Genomic DNA, 16955 nt, shown 5'->3' on the forward strand with positions numbered 1-16955 from the left:
GTACAGCCCCGGCTTTATTGGCTTCAGCCCGTCAGGATCTTGTCCTGCGTGTTCCTGTTTAGCCGCCGTCCGGCCTATAATGATCGCCTTTTTCGCCCAATGATTTTGCGGAGCTGGTGATGGCCGAACGTAAGGCGTCCGTCGAGCGCGACACTCTGGAAACCCAGATCAAAGCCTCGATCAACCTGGATGGCACCGGAAAGGCCCGATTCGATATCGGGGTTCCCTTCCTTGAGCACATGCTGGACCAGATCGCCCGTCACGGGCTGATCGACCTGGATATCGAAAGCAAAGGCGACTTGCATATCGACGACCACCACACCGTGGAGGATGTCGGTATCACCCTGGGTCAGGCCTTCACCAAAGCCATCGGCGACAAGAAGGGTATCCGTCGCTACGGCCACGCCTATGTGCCGCTCGATGAAGCGCTGTCGCGCGTGGTGATCGACTTCTCCGGCCGCCCTGGCCTGCAGATGCACGTGCCTTACACCCGCGCCACCGTGGGCGGCTTCGATGTCGACCTGTTCCAGGAATTCTTCCAGGGCTTCGTCAACCACGCCAACGTCACCCTGCACATCGACAACCTGCGTGGGCACAACACCCACCACCAGATCGAAACCGTGTTCAAGGCTTTCGGCCGCGCGCTGCGCATGGCCGTGGAGCTGGATGACCGCATGGCCGGGCAGATGCCTTCCACCAAGGGCGTGCTGTAATGCAGACGGTCGCGGTTATCGATTACGGCATGGGCAACCTGCACTCGGTGGCCAAGGCCCTCGAGCACGTTGGCGCCGGCAAGGTGCTGATCACCAGCGATGCCAATGTGATTCGCGAAGCCGACCGGGTGGTCTTCCCCGGCGTCGGCGCGATTCGCGACTGCATGGCGGAGATCCGTCGCCTGGGCTTCGACGCGCTGGTGCGTGAAGTCAGCCAGGACCGTCCGTTCCTCGGCATCTGCGTGGGCATGCAAGCCTTGCTCGACCGCAGCGAAGAGAACGACGGCGTCGACTGCATCGGCCTGTTCCCCGGCCAGGTGAAGTTCTTCGGCAAGGGCCTGCATGAGGACGGCGAGCACCTGAAAGTCCCGCACATGGGCTGGAACGAAGTGAAACAGGCGGTGAGCCACCCGCTGTGGCACAACATCCCGGACCTGGCGCGTTTCTACTTCGTGCACAGCTACTACATCGCCGCCGGCAACGCGCGGCAGGTGGTCGGTAGCGGCCACTACGGCGTCGATTTCGCCGCGGCACTGGCCGAGGGCTCGCGCTTCGCCGTGCAGTTCCACCCGGAGAAAAGCCATACCCATGGCCTGCAATTGCTGCAGAACTTCGCGGCGTGGGACGGTCGCTGGTAAATGGCGGTCAAGAAGAAGGCGCCGATCCTGACCCTCACGCCCGAGCAGGAGAGTGAGGCCAATCACAAGATCCAGCGCTTCATGGCAGATCGTTTCGAGCTCGACCTGGGTTCGTTCGAGGCGGCCGAGATTCTTGAACTGTTTACCCGCGAAATTGCTCCGCACTATTACAACAGGGCGATTTTCGATGTGCAGGCCCAGCTCAAAGAGCGGTTCGAAAGCATCGAAAGCGACCTGTGGGCGCTCGAAAAAAATTAGGAGCAGCTGCAAGCCGCAAGCTTCAAGCTGCAAGAATTGGTACACCGCATGCTTGCAGCTTGTCGCTTGCAGCTTGCCGCTCTTTTGACGAAGGAAAAAGCATGCTGATTATCCCCGCTATCGATCTTAAAGACGGTGCCTGTGTACGTCTGCGCCAGGGCCGCATGGAAGATTCCACGGTGTTCTCCGATGACCCGGTGAGCATGGCTGCCAAGTGGGTGGAGGGCGGCTGCCGCCGTCTGCATCTGGTCGACCTGAACGGCGCCTTCGAAGGCCAGCCGGTCAACGGCGAAGTGGTCACCGCCATCGCCAAGCGCTACCCGAACCTGCCGATCCAGATCGGTGGTGGCATCCGCTCGCTGGAAACCATCGAGCACTACGTCAAGGCTGGCGTGAGCTACGTGATCATCGGCACCAAGGCGGTGAAAGAGCCGGAGTTCGTTGCGCAAGCCTGCCGCGCCTTCCCGGGTAAGGTGATCGTCGGCCTGGACGCCAAGGACGGCTTCGTCGCCACCGACGGCTGGGCCGAGGTCAGCAGCGTGCAGGTCATCGACCTGGCCAAGCGCTTCGAAGCCGACGGCGTGTCCGCCATCGTTTATACCGACATCGCCAAAGACGGCATGATGCAGGGCTGCAACGTACCCTTCACCGCCGCCCTGGCCGCTGCCACCAAGATTCCGGTGATCGCTTCCGGCGGCATCCACAACCTGGGCGACATCAAGGCCCTGCTGGATGCCAAGGCTCCGGGGATCATTGGCGCCATCACCGGCCGCGCGATTTATGAGGGCACGCTGGATGTGGCAGAGGCTCAAGCATTTTGTGATGGCTACGCGGCCAGCTCCAAGTCGTAAGCTGCAAGCTGCAAGTCAGGAGCGTGAACGCGATCCGCTCTTTCTTGCAGCTTGAAGCTTGAAGCTTGCAACTCGAGGATTAACCATGGCTTTAGCCAAACGCATAATTCCCTGCCTCGATGTCGACAACGGCCGGGTGGTCAAGGGCGTCAAGTTCGAGAACATCCGCGATGCCGGCGACCCGGTGGAAATTGCCCGTCGCTACGACGAGCAGGGCGCGGACGAGATTACCTTTCTCGACATCACCGCCAGCGTCGATGGCCGCGACACCACGCTGCATACCGTCGAGCGCATGGCCAGCCAGGTGTTCATCCCGCTGACCGTGGGCGGTGGCGTGCGCACCGTGCAGGACATCCGCAACCTGCTCAATGCCGGGGCGGACAAGGTCTCGATCAACACCGCGGCGGTGTTCAACCCCGAGTTCGTCGGCGAAGCGGCGCAGCATTTCGGCTCGCAGTGCATCGTCGTCGCCATCGATGCGAAGAAGGTTTCCGGGCCGGGCGAAACCCCGCGCTGGGAGATCTTCACCCACGGTGGGCGCAAGCCTACCGGGCTGGACGCGGTGGAGTGGGCGAAGAAGATGGAAGGCCTGGGCGCCGGCGAGATCCTGCTGACCAGCATGGACCAGGACGGCATGAAGAACGGCTTCGACCTGGGTGTGACCCGCGCCATCAGCGATGCCCTGGGCATTCCGGTGATCGCCTCGGGCGGGGTCGGCAACCTGCAGCACCTGGCCGACGGCATCCTCGAAGGCCACGCCAGCGCGGTACTGGCGGCGAGCATCTTCCACTTCGGCGAGTACACGGTTCCGGAAGCCAAGGCTTATATGGCGCACCGCGGCATCGTCGTGCGGTAGCCACTGGACAGCATGGCGGGCTCGCGGCACTCTTGGGCACGCCATGGATTCCGGTAGCCCGTCATGTTCAAACGTCTTCTTCTTGTTCTTGTCAGCGCTTCGGTCCTCTTCGCCGCAGGCGCTCGCGCAGCGCAAACGCCAGGCACCTCCCTGGTGCTGCTGACGGAAAATTTCCCCCCCTACAACATGGCCAAGAACGGCAAGAACTTTGCCCAGGGCGAGAATATCAACGGCATCGCCGTGGATATCGTCCGCGAAATGTTCAAGCGTGCCGGGATCAATTACAGCCTGACCCTGCGTTTTCCCTGGGAGCGCATCTACAAGCTCGCCCTGGAGCAGCCGGGGTATGGCGTGTTTGTCATGGCGCGGCTGCCGGACCGGGAGCCGCTGTTCAAATGGGTCGGCCCCATCGGCCCGGATGACTGGATCATGCTGGCCCGGGGCGATAGCAAGATCGCCCTGCAATCTCTGGAGCAGGCGCGCAAATACCGGATTGGCGCCTACAAGGGCGACGCCATTGCCGAGACCCTGGCCAAGCAAGGACTCAAGCCGCTGGTGGTGCTGAGGGACCAGGACAACGCCAGGAAGCTGGTCGGCGGCCAGATCGACCTATGGGCCACTGGCGATCCCGCCGGGCGCTATCTGGCCAGGCAGGAAGGTGTGACCGGGCTCAAGACTGTGCTGCGCTTCCACAGCGCCCAGCTGTACCTGGCGCTGAACAAAGAAGTCCCGGACGAGACCGTCGCCCGGCTGCAGGCCGCGCTGGATCAACTGCGCGAGGAAGGCGTGGTGGAAGAAATCATGGGGCGTTATCTGTAGAAGGGCAGCCGCAAGCTGCAAGCTTGGAGCTGCAAGTGACTTGAAGCTTGCAGCTTGAGGCTTGCAGCTGCTTCACCGATAAACCCCATCCTTGCCGTGCCCGGCCATGGCCTTGTTGCTGCGCACGCTGATCATCAACTTGATATCGATCCAGTCGATACCCTGGGCCTTGAGCTTGGGCAGTTCGCGTTCGAGCACGGCCAGGGTCTGCGGGTAGGGATGGCCGATCACCACCGCCGAACCCTGTTTGCGCGCCAGGTTGATCGCGGTCTGCAACTGATAGCTGATGGCGTCTTCGGTGCGTTCATCGTCGAGGAACACATCGCGGGACACGCTGGCCAGGCCGATCTTCTGCGCCTCGGCGGCGGCCACGGTCTTGGCGCTGGTGCGGCTGTCGACAAAGAACTTGTGGCGGCGCTGCAACTCGCCCATCAGCCAGGCCATGGCCTGGGGCTGGGAGGTCATGCGGCTGCCCATGTGGTTGTTGATGCCGCTGGTATAGGGCACGGCCTTGAAGGCGGCGTTGAGGCGCTTTTCCAGCTCTTCGATGGGCAGCTCGGGGTGCCAGGCGAAGGGCCCGGTGGCCGGGTCCATGGGCATGTGCAGGATGACGATCTTGCCGGCGCGATGGGCTTCGCGGGCGAACTCGGCGGCGTGGGGCGTGTCGGGCATGATCGCCGTGGTCACCGGGCCGGGCAGGGCCAGTACGCGGCGATCGCGGGGCAGGTTCTGCCCGAGGTCGTCGATGATCAGGCTCAGGTAGGCCTTGCGCGGGGCGGGCTCGGCGGCCTGGGTCGAGGTGAAGGCGAGGAGGCACAGAAGCCCGGTCATGAGCCTCCACGACAACCGTGGGAGGGGTTGGCGTTGGTTGATCATGGGGATTTGAAGCATAGGGTTCGGGTAAAGCCTTAGCGGGGTGTGGCGGTCATCAGGGCGCTATCGCGAGCAAGCTGCGCTCCTGCAGAGGAGGCGGCGGGCTTGCTCGCGATGGCTTCCATCACTTGCTGCGGGTGATGCTCAGGCCCTTGAGCAGGCTGAGGGCCTGGGCCAGCTGGTAGTCGTCGTCCTGTGGCATCGGCTTGGGCTTGCTGCCGGAAGCGGTCGGCTTGTCGGCGCCGCCGTTGCCATTGCCCAGGTGACCTTGCAGGTCGGCTTCCTTGAAGTACTCGTTGTCCTGCGCTTCGCTGGTGATCTTGGCGCGGCGCACCTCGATGTCCGGCACGATGCCCTGGGCCTGGATCGAACGGCCGTTCGGCGTGAAGTACAGCGCGGTGGTGATCTTCAGCGCGCGGTCGTTGTTCAGCGGCAGCACGGTTTGCACCGAGCCCTTGCCGAAGCTGGTGGTGCCCATCAGCACCGCGCGTTTCTGGTCCTGCAGGGCGCCGGCGACGATCTCCGAAGCCGAGGCGCTGCCACCGTTGATCAGCACCACCATCGGCACCGCTTCGCTTTCGTCCTTGCCGGTGGCGGAGAAGCGCAGCTCGGAGTTGGCGATGCGGCCCTTGGTGTAGACGATCAGGCCCTTGGTGATGAAGTGGTCGACCACTTCCACCGCCGATTGCAGCACGCCGCCCGGGTTGTTGCGCAAATCGAGGATGATGCCGTTGAGTTTCTTGCCATTGTCCTTGCGCAGCTTGGCCAGGGCCTTGGAGACTTCCTCGCCGGTCTTGACCTGGAACTGAGTGATGCGGATGTAGCCATAGCCCGACTCCAGCAGCTGGCTCTTCACGCTCTTCACCTGGATGGTGGCGCGGGCCAGGGTCACGTCGAACGGTGCACCGCCGTCGCGTACCAGGGTCAGGGTGATCTTCTGGCCGATCTTGCCGCGCATCTTGTCCACGGCTTCGGTCATGCTCTGGCCGCGGGTCGGCTGGCCGTTGATCTTGACGATCAGGTCGCCGGCCTGGATGCCGGCCTTGGACGCCGGAGTGTCGTCGATCGGCGACACCACCTTGATGATGCCGTCCTCGGCGCCGACTTCGATGCCCAGGCCGCCGAACTCGCCGCTGGTGCTTTCCTGCAGCTCGGCGAAGTCTTCAGGGCCGAGGTAGGCCGAGTGCGGGTCGAGGTTGCTGAGCATGCCCTTGATGGCGTTTTCCAGCAGGGTCTTGTCGTCGACAGGTTCGACATAGGCGGCCTTGATCCGGTCCATGACCTCGGCGAAGGTGCGCAGCTCTTCGAGCGGCAATGGCGCCTTGGTGGTCGTGGCGGCTGCCGACTGAGCGGTTTCGGCGGCGAACGCCAGGGGCGCACCGATCACCAGAGCGATCGTCAGGGCCAGCGAGGTGAGGCGGGACAAATGCAGCATGTCGAACGAACTCCTGAATGAGATGGCGCGCTTATCCTTGCGCGCGGCACCATTGTGCCGGGTCGCTTGGGCGACCCTGCTGGCGAATAGCGAAGTACAGTGCAGGCGCGCCCTGTCCGCCACTGCTACCGACAGTGGAGATGGACTCGCCGGCCTTGACGATATCGCCCGCTTCTTTAAGCAGCGTCTGGTTGTGTCCGTAGAGGCTCAAGTAGCCGTTGCCATGGTCGAGGATCACCAGCAGGCCGGCGCCGCGCAACCAGTCGGCGAACACTACACGGCCGCCATGGACGGCATGCACCTGGCTGCCGGCCGAGGCGCTGATCATCACCCCGTCCCACTTGGTCCGGGCATCGTCGCCGCGGCTTTCGCCGAAGCGCGCCAGCAGTCGACCATCAACCGGCCATGGAAGTTTTCCCCGGGATGAAGCAAAAGGGCCTCCATAGGAGGCGCCTGCGCTGGAAACCAAGGGGCCGGGCGTCGCTCGGGGCGGCTTGCTCGGGCTCTCGTCGGCACTGGCCTGGGCCTCACGCAAACGCTTTTTTTCGGCTTCCTGCTGGGCGATCAGCGCTTTCTGTCGCGCTTCTTCCGCCTCGCGGGCCTGGCGGGCCAGGGTTTCCTCGATGGTTTTCAGGACCTTGCCCAGATCGGCCTGGTCCTGTTCGCGGGCCTTGAGCTTGTCGCCACGGGCCTTCACGTCATCATTGAGCTTGGCCAGGGCCACCTGGCGTTCCTTGCGGACCTTGTCGAGTTCTTCACGCTGGGTGTCGAGGCTGCTTTTCTGCACCAGCAGCTGGGCTTGCTGCAGGGAGATTTCCTTTTCGACATTGGCCAGCTGGCGCAGGGTCTCGTTGAAATTCTTCAGCTGCTCCAGGCGGGCCTGGCTCAGGTAATCGTAATAAGTCAGGGTGCGGGCGAATTTTTCCGGGTTCTGCTGGTTGAGCAGCAGCTTGAGGTACTCCTGGCGGCCGTTCTGGTAGGCCGCACGGGCCTGGATGGCGATCAGTCGTTGCTGTTCAATGCGCGCGCTCTGGAGTTTTTTTTTCTCCTCATCGAGACGCTGCAGCTCGGATTCGCTTTTCTTCAGCTCTTTCTGCAGGGCATCGACCTGCTTTTCCAGCTTGCCCATCTCGGTTTCGGTGCCGCGCAGGTCTTTCTGCACGCCGGATTTTTCTTCCTGCAGCTTGCCCAGCAGCTTTTTCAGCTCGGCAATATCCTGACGCGTGGCGTCCAACTGCTGTTGGGTTTGCGCGCGCTCGTCGGCGAAGGCCGGTTGGAGCAGGCAGATCAGAGCAAGGGTAATCAGGGCGCGAAGCATAGAGGCGGGCGACACCAGGGAAAGGGACGGCCTAGTATGCCCGCCCCTCGCTGCAAAAAAAACGCCTCAAAGCCAACTGCTTTGAGGCGTTCGTCATAAAAAGCCGTTTGCGGCCCATTATTCGGTCTTTTTGATATCAGACCAGTATCGAAGTGCCAGTCATTTCCGCGGGCTGCGGCAGGCCCAGCAGTTTCAGCATGGTCGGCGCCACGTCGGCCAGGACTCCGCCTTCACGGACTTTCAGGTCGCGCTTGCCCACATAGATGAACGGCACCGGCTCGCTGGTGTGGGCGGTGTGGGCCTGGCCGGTGGAGGCGTCGGACATCTGCTCGACGTTGCCGTGGTCGGCGGTGATCAGGGCTTCGCCGCCGACCTTTTCCAGGGCATCGACGATGCGGCCGACGCACAGGTCCAGGCATTCGACGGCCTTGACTGCGGCGTCGAACACGCCGCTGTGGCCGACCATGTCGCCGTTGGCGTAGTTGACCACGATCACGTCGTAGCGCTGGTTTTCGATGGCGTCGACGATCCGGTCGGTGACTTCCGGCGCGCTCATCTCCGGCTGCAGGTCATAGGTGGCGACTTTCGGCGACGGAATCAGGATGCGTTCTTCGCCCGGGAACGGCTCTTCGCGGCCACCGGAGAAGAAGAAGGTCACGTGGGCGTATTTTTCGGTTTCGGCGATGCGCAGCTGGGTCTTGCCGTTTTTCGCCAGGTAATCGCCCAGCACGTTTTCCAGGCTGCCCGGGGCAAAGGCCGAAGGGGCCGGAATGCTTGCCGCGTATTGGGTCAGCATGACGAAACCGGCCAGTTTCGGCTGGCGGGCGCGCTCGAATTCCTTGAAACCGTCCTCGACGAATACCCGGCTCAGCTCGCGGGCGCGGTCGGCGCGGAAGTTCATGAACACCACGGCGTCGCCGTCTTCGACTTTCACCGGCTCGCCGAGGGTGGTGGCCTTGACGAATTCGTCGCTCTCACCACGCTCGTAGGCGGCCTGCAGACCTTCCTGGGCGGTGGCGGCGTTGAATTCGCCCTTGCCGTCGACGATCAGGTTGTAGGCCTGGGCCACGCGGTCCCAGCGGTTGTCGCGGTCCATGGCGAAGTAGCGGCCGATCAGGCTGGCGATGCGGCCCTTGCCCAGGGTCTTGAAGGTTTCATCCAGCAGTTCGATCGACGAGGTGGCGCTTTTCGGCGGAGTATCGCGGCCGTCGAGGAAGGCGTGCAGGTAGATCTTCTCGGCGCCACGCTTGAAGGCCAGTTCGGCCATGGCCACCAGATGGTCCTGGTGGCTGTGCACGCCGCCATCGGACAGCAGGCCGAGGATATGCACGGCCTTGCCGGCGGCCACGGCTTTATCCACGGCGGCGCAAATGGTCGGATTCTCGAAGAACTCGCCATCGCGGATGGCTTTGGTGACACGGGTGAAATCCTGGTACACCACGCGGCCGGCGCCAAGGTTCATGTGGCCGACTTCGGAGTTGCCCATCTGGCCGTCCGGCAGGCCGACATCCATGCCCGAACCCGAGATCAGGCCGTTCGGCACGCTGGCGCACAGGCGGTCGAGGACCGGCTTCTTGGCTGCATAGATAGCGTTGGATTCGTGGCTCTCGCTGTGACCGAAGCCATCCAGAATCATCAGGACCAAAGGTTTAGGCGTGGTAGTCATAGATTCCACTCGTGGCTGGATTGGGAGAATGTTGGAAAAAGGGAGTGGCAGTTTAAAGCGAAGTTCCGGTGGCGTCACCGCCGGGCGGGGTTTGGCCGACCCGGAGGGCTGTGTATACTGGCCGACATTTTAACGCCCTGGAACCTCCTTGATGGTTGCTCACCTGATTCAATTCGCCACTGAACACTACTTGCTCGTCGGCGCCTTCGTCATCTTGCTGGCTCTGTTGATCGCTCACGAGTTGAGCCGCGGCGGCCGTAGCCTCAGCACCCGTGAACTGACCGCGCTGGTGAACAGCGAGCAGGGCGTGGTGATCGATATCCGTCCGACCAAGGACTTCGCCGCGGGCCATATCGTCGGCGCGTTGAACATCCCTCAAGACAAACTGGCCGCCCGCGTGGGCGAGCTGGAAAAGCACAAGGCCAAGACCATCATTCTGGTCGATGCCCTGGGTCAGCACGCCGGCACCCACGCTCGCGAGCTGATGAAATCCGGCTTCACCGCCGCCAAGCTGTCCGGCGGCGTTGGCAGCTGGAAAGCCGACAACCTGCCGCTGGTGAAGTGATATGGCTGCCGTCGTCGTCTATTCCAGCGATTACTGCCCCTACTGCTCGCGGGCCAAGTACCTGCTCGAGAACAAAGGCGTAGCCTTCGAAGAGATCAAGGTCGACGGCAAGCCGCAGGTTCGCGCCGAAATGGCCCAGAAGGCCGGGCGTACGTCCGTGCCGCAGATCTGGATCGGCAGCACCCATGTGGGCGGTTGTGACGATCTGTTCGCCCTGGAGCGCGCCGGCAAGCTCGACGCGCTGCTCGCGGCCTGACTGACCACCCAAGTTCAGCAAACCCTACATGACCCCGAGATCAAGAAGGATCTGAGATGACTGACCAACAGAACACCGCTGCGACCGAAGACGAATCCGCACCGCAATTCTCGCTGCAGCGTATCTATGTGCGTGACCTGTCTTTCGAAGCTCCGAAAAGCCCGGCGATCTTCCGCCAGCAGTGGGAGCCGAGCGTCGGCCTGGACCTGAACACCCGTCAGAAGGCGCTGGAAGAGGGTTTCCACGAAGTCGTGCTGACCCTGTCGGTCACCGTGAAGAACGGCGACGAAGTGGCGTTCATCGCCGAAGTGCAACAGGCCGGTATCTTCCTGATCAAGAACCTGGACGACGCTTCGATGAGCCACACCCTGGGTGCGTTCTGCCCGAACATCCTGTTCCCGTACGCTCGCGAAGCGCTGGACAGCCTGGTGACCCGCGGTTCGTTCCCGGCCCTGATGCTGGCTCCGGTGAACTTCGACGCGCTGTACGCGCAAGAGCTGCAACGCCTGCAGGCAGCCGGTGAAGGCACTGTTCAATAAGCTGCCGGGTTCCATGAAAAAAGCGCCGTTTCAGGCGCTTTTTTCATGTTCGGGCCCAAGGTTTCGAGGTTGACGCCGAGAGCGGCGCCAAACCTGTAGCCGCTGCCGAAGGCTGCGATCGCCTCCGAAGGGGGCGCCAGGTCTTGAGCACGCTGAAGGCCTTCGGCCTTATCGCAGCCTGCGGCAGCGGCTACAAGGAGTCGTGCAGAGGTGGGGCTTATTTGAACCCCAGCTGGCGCCAGGCTTCGTAGACAGCCACCGCCACGGTGTTGGACAGGTTCAGGCTGCGGCAGCCTTCGCGCATGGGCAGGCGCAGGCGTTGTTCGGCGGGCAGGGCGTCCAGTACCTCGGCGGGCAGGCCACGGCTTTCCGGGCCGAACAGGAAGGCATCGCCCTCGGCGAAGCTGGCGTCGTGGAAAGGTCGCGAGCCCTTGGTGGTGAAGGCGAACAGGCGCGGATGGCCTAGGCTTTCAAGACAGCTGGCGAGGTCGGCATGGCGCTGCAGGGTGGCGTACTCGTGGTAGTCGAGGCCGGCCCGGCGCAGGCGCTTGTCGTCCATTTCGAAACCCAGCGGTTCGATCAAATGCAGGTGGCAGCCGCTATTGGCGCACAGCCTGATTACGTTGCCGGTATTCGGCGGAATTTCTGGTTGAAAAAGGATGACGTGAAACATGCACGGCTCCGAAGAAAAAGACAGGCCGCATTCTACGCCTGAAGCGGACGTCCGGCCGAAGCTAATGCTGCGGGTATTCGGCTCGCTGGCGATCCTTGGCGTGATGGTCGGGTTGATGATCGGTCGCCTGACGACCCCGGACCCCACCGAGTTGCAGGAAGTGCAGGTCCAGCCCAATGCCCTGGTGGTGTGGTTCAACAACGAGCCCAAGGTCCATGGCGAGCACATCGACGGGTCCGTGGCGCTGTTGTTCGAGGCCGAGGGGCGGGTGCAAAAGGGCCAGTTGAAGATCAACGACAAGGATGCCAACTGGCGAGTGCGGGCGGCTAAGGAAGGGTTGCTGCTGAACGTGGTCGCAGCAAGAGCGCTGCACGCCGAGTGGTCGGGCAGCGAGGTCGACGGGCGCTGGCGCCTGGAAGTCCAGCTGCGCGAGGAATAAAAGAGGGGATTCCCGGCCTGCCTGTACCAAGGTCCCCAAAAGCGTGAGGGCCGCGCTGATTGCGCTGGGCCCGGTGTAAAGAGGGAATCCCCGGCCTGCCTGTACCAAGGTTCCCGAAACGGGTGGGGGCTCGTCGCTGTGAGCGTGATGAGCCCGGGTGTTAAAGAGGGAATCCCTGGCCTGCCTGTACCAGGGTTCCCCAAACCGGGTGGAACCCGTCGCTGCGAGCGGTATGGGTTCCGGGTGTAAAGAAGGGGATTCTCGGCCTGCCTGTACCAAGGTCCCCAAAACGGGTGAGTGACTGCACTCATGATCTTGTCTTTGCAGGGGGCGTGCCAATTTCGGCTTAAACGGTTAAGCGAATTTTCAAGAAAATCTGAAAGCCCCGGTTTACGGGGCTTTCGCCGTTGTGTGGAGATGTTTTTGCGAGAAAAATCGAGATCACCCACCGGGAAATCCCACGTCCAGCCGCGCATTCGGGCAGTGCAGGCTCACCATTGCGGTGCACAAAAAGCTTCGCGGGCAAGCCTCGCTCCTACAGAACCCCTTCATCTATAGGAGCGAGGCTTGCCCGCGATTGGATCTGTCATTCGGCACAGCCCGAATGCCTTGCACTGTAGCCGCTGCCGAAGGCTGCGATCGCGACCGAAGGGCGCGCAGGATCTCAAGATCGCTGAAGGCCTTCGGCCTTATCGCAGCCTGCGGCAGCGGCTACAGGGGGTTACGCGGCTCAGCCCTCGTCGCTGTCGTCGTCATCCCCGCCGTCGACCTTCATCCCCAACTCCTTGATCTTGCGCGTCAGGGTGTTGCGGCCCCAGCCCAGCAGCACGGCGGCGTCGCGGCGGCGGCCGGCGGTGTGCTTGAGGGCAGTCTCGATCATGATCCGCTCGAAGCTCGGCACCGCGCTGTCCAGCAGGCTCGACTGGCCGCGTGCCAGGGCCTGGTCGGCCCACTGGCGCAGGGCCTGCTCCCAGTTGGTCACCGGCGCCGAATCCTGGGGCAGGCTCAGCAGTTCCGGCGGCAGGTCGCTGATATGCACCTCGCGACCCGAAGCCATCACGGTGATCCAACGGCAGGTGTTCTCCAGCTGGCGCACGTTGCCGGGCCACGGCAGGTTCTTCAGGTATTCCTCGGTCTCGCTTTTCAGCAGCTTGGGCTCGACGGCCAGCTCCTGGGCGGCGCGGCTGAGGAAGTGCTTGGCCAGGGTCGGAATGTCTTCGCGACGGTCCGACAGGCGCGGGATATGGATGCGGATCACGTTCAGGCGGTGGAACAGGTCCTCGCGGAACTTGCCGGCGTGCACCAGGGTTTCCAGGTTCTGGTGGGTCGCGGCAATGATGCGCACGTCGACCTTGACCGGCGTATGCCCGCCGACCCGGTAGAACTCGCCGTCGGCCAGCACCCGCAGCAGGCGGGTCTGGGTGTCGGCCGGCATGTCGCCGATCTCGTCGAGGAACAGGGTGCCGCCGTCGGCCTGTTCGAAGCGCCCGCGCCGAAGGTTGGCCGCGCCGGTGAAGGCGCCTTTTTCATGGCCGAACAGCTCGGATTCCATCAGGTCCTTGGGGATCGCCGCCATGTTCAGGGCGATGAACGGCGAAGCCGCCCGCGGGCTGTGGCGGTGCAGGGCGTGGGCCACCAGCTCTTTACCGGTACCGGACTCACCGTTGATCAGCACGGTGATGTTGGAGTGGCTGAGGCGACCGATGGCGCGGAACACCTCCTGCATCGCCGGCGCTTCACCGATGATTTCCGGGGTACGAGCCAGCGCCGGGATCACCTCCAGGCCCTGCTGCTCCTGGGCGTGCTGGTTGGCGCGCTTGACCAGGGACACCGCTTCGTCGACATCGAACGGCTTGGGCAGGTACTCGAAGGCGCCGCCCTGATAGGAGGCGACAGCGCTGTCCAGGTCGGAATGCGCGGTCATGATGATCACCGGCAGGCGCGGGTGCTGCTCGCGGATCCGCGCCAGCAGGTCCAGGCCACTGGCGCCGGGCATGCGGATGTCGGAAATGATCACGTCCGGTTGCTGGCGGGCCAGGCGACTCATCACACCATCGGCGCTATCGAAGCTCTGGGTGGTCATGCCTTCCTGTTGCAAGGCTTTCTCCAGAACCCAACGGATAGAACGGTCGTCATCGACGATCCACACGGTTTCACTACGGCTCATGTCGATGGGGCTCCTTGTTCCAGTGGCAGAAAGATCGAGAACGTGGTGTGGCCGGGATGGCTGTCACACTCGATCAGGCCCTGGTGCTGGCTGATGATGTTCTGGGTAATGGCCAGGCCCAGCCCGGTACCGTCCGGACGGCCGCTGACCATGGGGAAGAAGATGGTTTCCTGGAGTTCCGCGGGGATCCCCGGGCCGTTGTCGATGATCTCGATCTTGGTCACCAGGCGGTGGCGCACGTGGCCGATGGTGAACTGGCGCATGGTGCGGGTGCGCAGGCTGATGCGGCCCAGGCGCAGCTCGTTCTGGCTGCTGATGGCCTGCATCGCGTTGCGCACGATGTTGAGCACCGCCTGGATCATCTGTTCGCGGTCGATCAGTACATCGGGAATGCTCGGGTCATAGTCGCGCACCAGGGTGATGCAGCCCTGGCTTTCGGCTTCCACCAGGCTGCTCACGCGCTCCAGCACTTCGTGCACGTTGCACATCGCCAGCGACGGCAGCTTGTTGGAGCCGAGCATGCGGTCCACCAGGTTCCGCAGGCGGTCGGCCTCTTCGATGATGACGTTGGTGTAGTCCTTGAGGTTCTCGTCCGGCAGTTCGCGGGCCAGCAACTGGGCGGCGCCGCGAATCCCGCCGAGGGGGTTCTTGATCTCGTGGGCCAGGCCGCGCACCAGCATCTTGCTGGTTTCCTGCTTGGACAGCTGGGCCTCTTCCTTGGTGATCCGCAGCAGGCGGTCACGGGGATGGACTTCCAGCAACAGCAGGGTGTCGCCATTGCTCAGGATCGGCGTCACCGCGTAGTCCACGGTCAGGGTCTGGCCGGTCAGCGCGGTGAGCATGGCTTCGCGCTTGGTGAACGGGTGCGCCTGTTCCACCGCCTGGCGCAGGGAGCTCAGGGCTTCGGCCGACTCGGTGAACAGTTCGCTGATGAATTGCCCATGGCTGCGCTGGCCACTGATGGCCAACAACATCTCCGCCGCCGGGTTCATGTACTCAAGGCGCAGGTCGGCGTTGAGCAGGATGGTCGCGGTGGTCAGGTTGTCGAGTAGCAAGCGGTGTAGTTGATCGCTGATGGTCATGGGTAAATGTTGACCTCTTTTGAAACAAGGCAATCCCGGGCCGGCCCAGGATTGCGCGCGCGAACAAGGCGCTGGTATCGAGAAAATGCAAAAACCAAACCAAGGCTCCGAAAAGAAGCGCTCGAGCCCTGAAACAGACGTTTAAAGTTCTGTTTCGCAGCGCTTTGCCGGCTGCGCTGGGTACTTTCGAACCAAAATGGGCTGCGGATGGGTGCAGGTGCAGCTTGATGCACCAATATAGTGCGATTTATCCGAGGCTGCGCTAAAGAATGGCTAGCCGCGCGCCGGTCCAGAATTCGCCGCGCACGCAAAAAGGCCCGCGTGCTGGCGGGCCTGGAAGTGTGCGGCGGATAGCGTCTCAGTGGGCGGGATGTGGGTCCTTGTCGATACCCTGCTGCGTCGCGATCGGCTCCTCGTCCGGTAGCGTGGCGCGGGGTTCCCGGGCCAGTTCGTCGGCGTCCGCCTGCTCGGCGGTGGACAGGTCGGCGGCGTTGTGGCCGATGCGCTTGAGCAGCAGGAGCATGCACACCAGGGACACCAGGGCATAGCCAGCGGAGGCGATGGCCACGCCGAGAATGCTCCCGGTGTTGTTGAGAATGCCCTGGGCCAGGACCGGCGTGGCGCCGCCCACCAGCAAGGAACAGAGCTGGTAGGAAATCGACAGGCCGCTGTAGCGCACCCTGGTCGGAAAGGCGCGGGCCAGGATGCCGCCGACGGCGCCATAGAACATCGAGTGCGGCACGGTGGCCAGGCACATGCCGAGCACGGCGATCCAGTAGACGCCGGTTTCCACGGCGAAGAACATCGCCGGCATCAGGAAGAACTCCGGCAGCAGCATCAGCACCACGGCCTTGCGCATGTCCATCCTGGAAACCAGCACCGCGCCCAGGGGCTGGGTGATGAACTGCACCACCAGGGCGATGACGATCACGCTGAGAAAGGTGCTCTGGCTGTAGCCCAGCTCCTTGGTGGCCCAGGACAGGGCAAAGGTGCTCTTGAAGTAGGTGACATGGATGATCGGCAGCACGCCGGCCCCCAGCAGCACGATCTGCCAGTGTTTGCGCAGGACCTCCAGGATCGGCAGCTTGACGGTCTTTTTCTGCTGGATCAGGCGCTTCATGTCGTCCGATTCTTCGAGCTTGAGGCGAATCACCATGCCCACCAGGACCAGTGCCGCCGAGAGCAGGAACGGAATGCGCCAGCCCCACAGCAAAAAGTCCGGCGCGGGCAGGGCGCTGAGGCCGAAGAACACCAGGGTTGCCAGCAGGTTGCCAGCCGGCGAGCCCTGCTGGGCGAAGGCCGCATACAGAATGCCTTTGCCCTTGGGCGCACTTTCGCTGGCGATGAGGATGGCGCCGCCCCATTCGCCGCCCACCGCGATGCCCTGGATGATGCGCAGCACCACCAGGGCAATCGGCGCCCAGATACCGATCTGCAGGTAGGTCGGCAGCAGGCCGATGCAGGTGGTGGCCACGCCCATCATGATCAGGGTGATCACCAGGGTGGTCTTGCGCCCGATCTTGTCGCCCAGGTGGCCGAAGATGATGCCGCCGATGGGGCGGGCGATGAAGCCGGCCCAGAGGGTCAAAAACGACAGCAGGGTGGCGGTGCCCGCAGGCAGGTCGGCGGGGAAGAACACCTTGCCGAAGACCAGCGCGGCGGCGATTCCGTAGGCGTAGAAGTCATACCATTCGATGGTCGTGCCGATGAACGAAGCGATTCCTGCCTTGCGGGCTTTCTTGTGCGCGGCAGCGTGCTGGGCGGCATTCATATTCAATTCCTGCATGTTGTTATTGTTATTTGCGCC

Annotated in this window: 18 protein-coding genes; 10 read left to right on the forward strand and 8 right to left on the reverse strand. The window is 63.1% G+C overall.

Annotated features, from left to right (window positions below; all coding sequences use genetic code 11):
- Positions 1-119: 119 nt before the first annotated feature.
- The 6 genes from hisB to AC3RCP_RS03025 all read left to right on the forward strand — a co-directional run bounded on the left by hisB (position 120) and on the right by AC3RCP_RS03025 (position 4135).
- Entirely contained in the window at positions 120-713 is a 594-nt protein-coding gene (hisB, locus tag AC3RCP_RS03000) for an imidazoleglycerol-phosphate dehydratase HisB (RefSeq protein ID WP_007921806.1), read from the forward strand.
- Complete coding sequence (hisH, locus tag AC3RCP_RS03005) at positions 713-1351, forward strand: imidazole glycerol phosphate synthase subunit HisH (protein WP_053259308.1); 639 nt, start codon at positions 713-715, stop codon at positions 1349-1351. The genes hisB and hisH overlap by 1 nt, the downstream gene beginning before the upstream one ends.
- Positions 1352-1609 carry a DUF2164 domain-containing protein gene (locus AC3RCP_RS03010; RefSeq protein WP_009041757.1) on the forward strand — a complete coding sequence of 86 codons (258 nt, stop codon included), beginning with the start codon at positions 1352-1354 and terminating at the stop codon, positions 1607-1609.
- Positions 1610-1710: 101 nt separating this feature from the next.
- Positions 1711-2460: a 1-(5-phosphoribosyl)-5-[(5-phosphoribosylamino)methylideneamino]imidazole-4-carboxamide isomerase gene (gene hisA, locus AC3RCP_RS03015; RefSeq protein WP_087089691.1), complete on the forward strand. Its 750-nt coding sequence runs from the start codon at positions 1711-1713 to the stop codon at positions 2458-2460.
- A gap of 85 nt (positions 2461-2545) precedes the next feature.
- Complete coding sequence (gene hisF, locus AC3RCP_RS03020) at positions 2546-3316, forward strand: imidazole glycerol phosphate synthase subunit HisF (RefSeq protein ID WP_007921812.1); 771 nt, start codon at positions 2546-2548, stop codon at positions 3314-3316.
- 63 nt (positions 3317-3379) lie between these two features.
- On the forward strand, positions 3380-4135 hold the full coding sequence (locus AC3RCP_RS03025; protein ID WP_062823944.1) for a substrate-binding periplasmic protein: 756 nt from the start codon (positions 3380-3382) through the stop codon (positions 4133-4135).
- A 72-nt stretch (positions 4136-4207) separates the two neighbouring features.
- Here AC3RCP_RS03025 and AC3RCP_RS03030 read toward each other — a convergent pair whose 3' ends face one another.
- The 4 genes from AC3RCP_RS03030 to gpmI form a co-directional block, all read right to left on the reverse strand.
- Positions 4208-4966 carry a divergent polysaccharide deacetylase family protein gene (locus AC3RCP_RS03030; RefSeq protein WP_492571673.1) on the reverse strand — a complete coding sequence of 253 codons (759 nt, stop codon included), beginning with the start codon at positions 4964-4966 and terminating at the stop codon, positions 4208-4210.
- Positions 4967-5132: 166 nt separating this feature from the next.
- Entirely contained in the window at positions 5133-6443 is a 1311-nt protein-coding gene (locus AC3RCP_RS03035) for a S41 family peptidase (protein WP_009041761.1), read from the reverse strand.
- Positions 6444-6474: 31 nt separating this feature from the next.
- The gene (locus AC3RCP_RS03040) at positions 6475-7761 is read right to left on the reverse strand and encodes a murein hydrolase activator EnvC family protein (RefSeq protein WP_053259311.1); all 1287 of its coding nucleotides are present in this window, start codon (positions 7759-7761) and stop codon (positions 6475-6477) included.
- Between the two features lie 136 nt (positions 7762-7897).
- Complete coding sequence (gpmI, locus tag AC3RCP_RS03045; RefSeq protein WP_007930819.1) at positions 7898-9427, reverse strand: 2,3-bisphosphoglycerate-independent phosphoglycerate mutase; 1530 nt, start codon at positions 9425-9427, stop codon at positions 7898-7900.
- 151 nt (positions 9428-9578) lie between these two features.
- Here gpmI and AC3RCP_RS03050 point away from each other — a divergent pair, with 151 nt between their 5' ends.
- The 3 genes from AC3RCP_RS03050 to secB are packed head-to-tail and all read left to right on the forward strand — an operon-like array spanning position 9579 to position 10787.
- Entirely contained in the window at positions 9579-9992 is a 414-nt protein-coding gene (locus AC3RCP_RS03050; RefSeq protein WP_007930821.1) for a rhodanese-like domain-containing protein, read from the forward strand.
- A 1-nt stretch (position 9993) separates the two neighbouring features.
- A complete protein-coding gene (gene grxC / locus AC3RCP_RS03055; protein WP_007930824.1) occupies positions 9994-10248 on the forward strand; it encodes a glutaredoxin 3 in 255 nt (84 codons plus the stop codon).
- A gap of 56 nt (positions 10249-10304) precedes the next feature.
- Positions 10305-10787: a protein-export chaperone SecB gene (gene secB, locus AC3RCP_RS03060; RefSeq protein WP_007930826.1), complete on the forward strand. Its 483-nt coding sequence runs from the start codon at positions 10305-10307 to the stop codon at positions 10785-10787.
- A 217-nt stretch (positions 10788-11004) separates the two neighbouring features.
- Here secB and trmL read toward each other — a convergent pair whose 3' ends face one another.
- Positions 11005-11460 carry a tRNA (uridine(34)/cytosine(34)/5-carboxymethylaminomethyluridine(34)-2'-O)-methyltransferase TrmL gene (trmL, locus tag AC3RCP_RS03065; RefSeq protein ID WP_007930832.1) on the reverse strand — a complete coding sequence of 152 codons (456 nt, stop codon included), beginning with the start codon at positions 11458-11460 and terminating at the stop codon, positions 11005-11007.
- On the opposite strand from trmL, the gene AC3RCP_RS03070 reads away from it, so the two are divergent.
- Positions 11459-11899, forward strand: a complete 441-nt coding sequence (locus AC3RCP_RS03070; protein WP_492571672.1) for a hypothetical protein — start codon at positions 11459-11461, stop codon at positions 11897-11899. The genes trmL and AC3RCP_RS03070 overlap by 2 nt on opposite strands.
- A gap of 730 nt (positions 11900-12629) precedes the next feature.
- Here AC3RCP_RS03070 and ntrC read toward each other — a convergent pair.
- The 3 genes from ntrC to AC3RCP_RS03085 all read right to left on the reverse strand — a co-directional run bounded on the left by ntrC (position 12630) and on the right by AC3RCP_RS03085 (position 16919).
- Positions 12630-14066 carry a nitrogen regulation protein NR(I) gene (gene ntrC / locus AC3RCP_RS03075; protein ID WP_007929941.1) on the reverse strand — a complete coding sequence of 479 codons (1437 nt, stop codon included), beginning with the start codon at positions 14064-14066 and terminating at the stop codon, positions 12630-12632.
- The gene (glnL, locus tag AC3RCP_RS03080; protein WP_009041766.1) at positions 14063-15148 is read right to left on the reverse strand and encodes a nitrogen regulation protein NR(II); all 1086 of its coding nucleotides are present in this window, start codon (positions 15146-15148) and stop codon (positions 14063-14065) included. The genes ntrC and glnL overlap by 4 nt, the downstream gene beginning before the upstream one ends.
- Before the next feature lie 358 nt (positions 15149-15506).
- Positions 15507-16919 carry an MFS transporter gene (locus AC3RCP_RS03085; RefSeq protein WP_101336594.1) on the reverse strand — a complete coding sequence of 471 codons (1413 nt, stop codon included), beginning with the start codon at positions 16917-16919 and terminating at the stop codon, positions 15507-15509.
- Between the last annotated feature and the right edge of the window lie 36 nt (positions 16920-16955).

It is taken from the genome of Pseudomonas sp. GW822-FHT05A08, assembly GCF_058800485.1.

Bases quoted from the DNA above. Each gene is read 5' to 3' on its own strand.
- hisB (WP_007921806.1), top strand. From the start codon at position 120: ATGGCCGAACGTAAGGCGTCCGTCGAGCGCGACACTCTGGAAACCCAG.
- hisH (WP_053259308.1), top strand. From the start codon at position 713: ATGCAGACGGTCGCGGTTATCGATTACGGCATGGGCAACCTGCACTCG.
- AC3RCP_RS03010 (WP_009041757.1), top strand. From the start codon at position 1,352: ATGGCGGTCAAGAAGAAGGCGCCGATCCTGACCCTCACGCCCGAGCAG.
- hisA (WP_087089691.1), top strand. From the start codon at position 1,711: ATGCTGATTATCCCCGCTATCGATCTTAAAGACGGTGCCTGTGTACGT.
- hisF (WP_007921812.1), top strand. From the start codon at position 2,546: ATGGCTTTAGCCAAACGCATAATTCCCTGCCTCGATGTCGACAACGGC.
- AC3RCP_RS03025 (WP_062823944.1), top strand. From the start codon at position 3,380: ATGTTCAAACGTCTTCTTCTTGTTCTTGTCAGCGCTTCGGTCCTCTTC.
- AC3RCP_RS03030 (WP_492571673.1), bottom strand. From the start codon at position 4,966: ATGACCGGGCTTCTGTGCCTCCTCGCCTTCACCTCGACCCAGGCCGCC.
- AC3RCP_RS03035 (WP_009041761.1), bottom strand. From the start codon at position 6,443: ATGCTGCATTTGTCCCGCCTCACCTCGCTGGCCCTGACGATCGCTCTG.
- AC3RCP_RS03040 (WP_053259311.1), bottom strand. From the start codon at position 7,761: ATGCTTCGCGCCCTGATTACCCTTGCTCTGATCTGCCTGCTCCAACCG.
- gpmI (WP_007930819.1), bottom strand. From the start codon at position 9,427: ATGACTACCACGCCTAAACCTTTGGTCCTGATGATTCTGGATGGCTTC.
- AC3RCP_RS03050 (WP_007930821.1), top strand. From the start codon at position 9,579: ATGGTTGCTCACCTGATTCAATTCGCCACTGAACACTACTTGCTCGTC.
- grxC (WP_007930824.1), top strand. From the start codon at position 9,994: ATGGCTGCCGTCGTCGTCTATTCCAGCGATTACTGCCCCTACTGCTCG.
- secB (WP_007930826.1), top strand. From the start codon at position 10,305: ATGACTGACCAACAGAACACCGCTGCGACCGAAGACGAATCCGCACCG.
- AC3RCP_RS03070 (WP_492571672.1), top strand. From the start codon at position 11,459: ATGCACGGCTCCGAAGAAAAAGACAGGCCGCATTCTACGCCTGAAGCG.
- trmL (WP_007930832.1), bottom strand. From the start codon at position 11,460: ATGTTTCACGTCATCCTTTTTCAACCAGAAATTCCGCCGAATACCGGC.
- ntrC (WP_007929941.1), bottom strand. From the start codon at position 14,066: ATGAGCCGTAGTGAAACCGTGTGGATCGTCGATGACGACCGTTCTATC.
- glnL (WP_009041766.1), bottom strand. From the start codon at position 15,148: ATGACCATCAGCGATCAACTACACCGCTTGCTACTCGACAACCTGACC.
- AC3RCP_RS03085 (WP_101336594.1), bottom strand. From the start codon at position 16,919: ATGAATGCCGCCCAGCACGCTGCCGCGCACAAGAAAGCCCGCAAGGCA.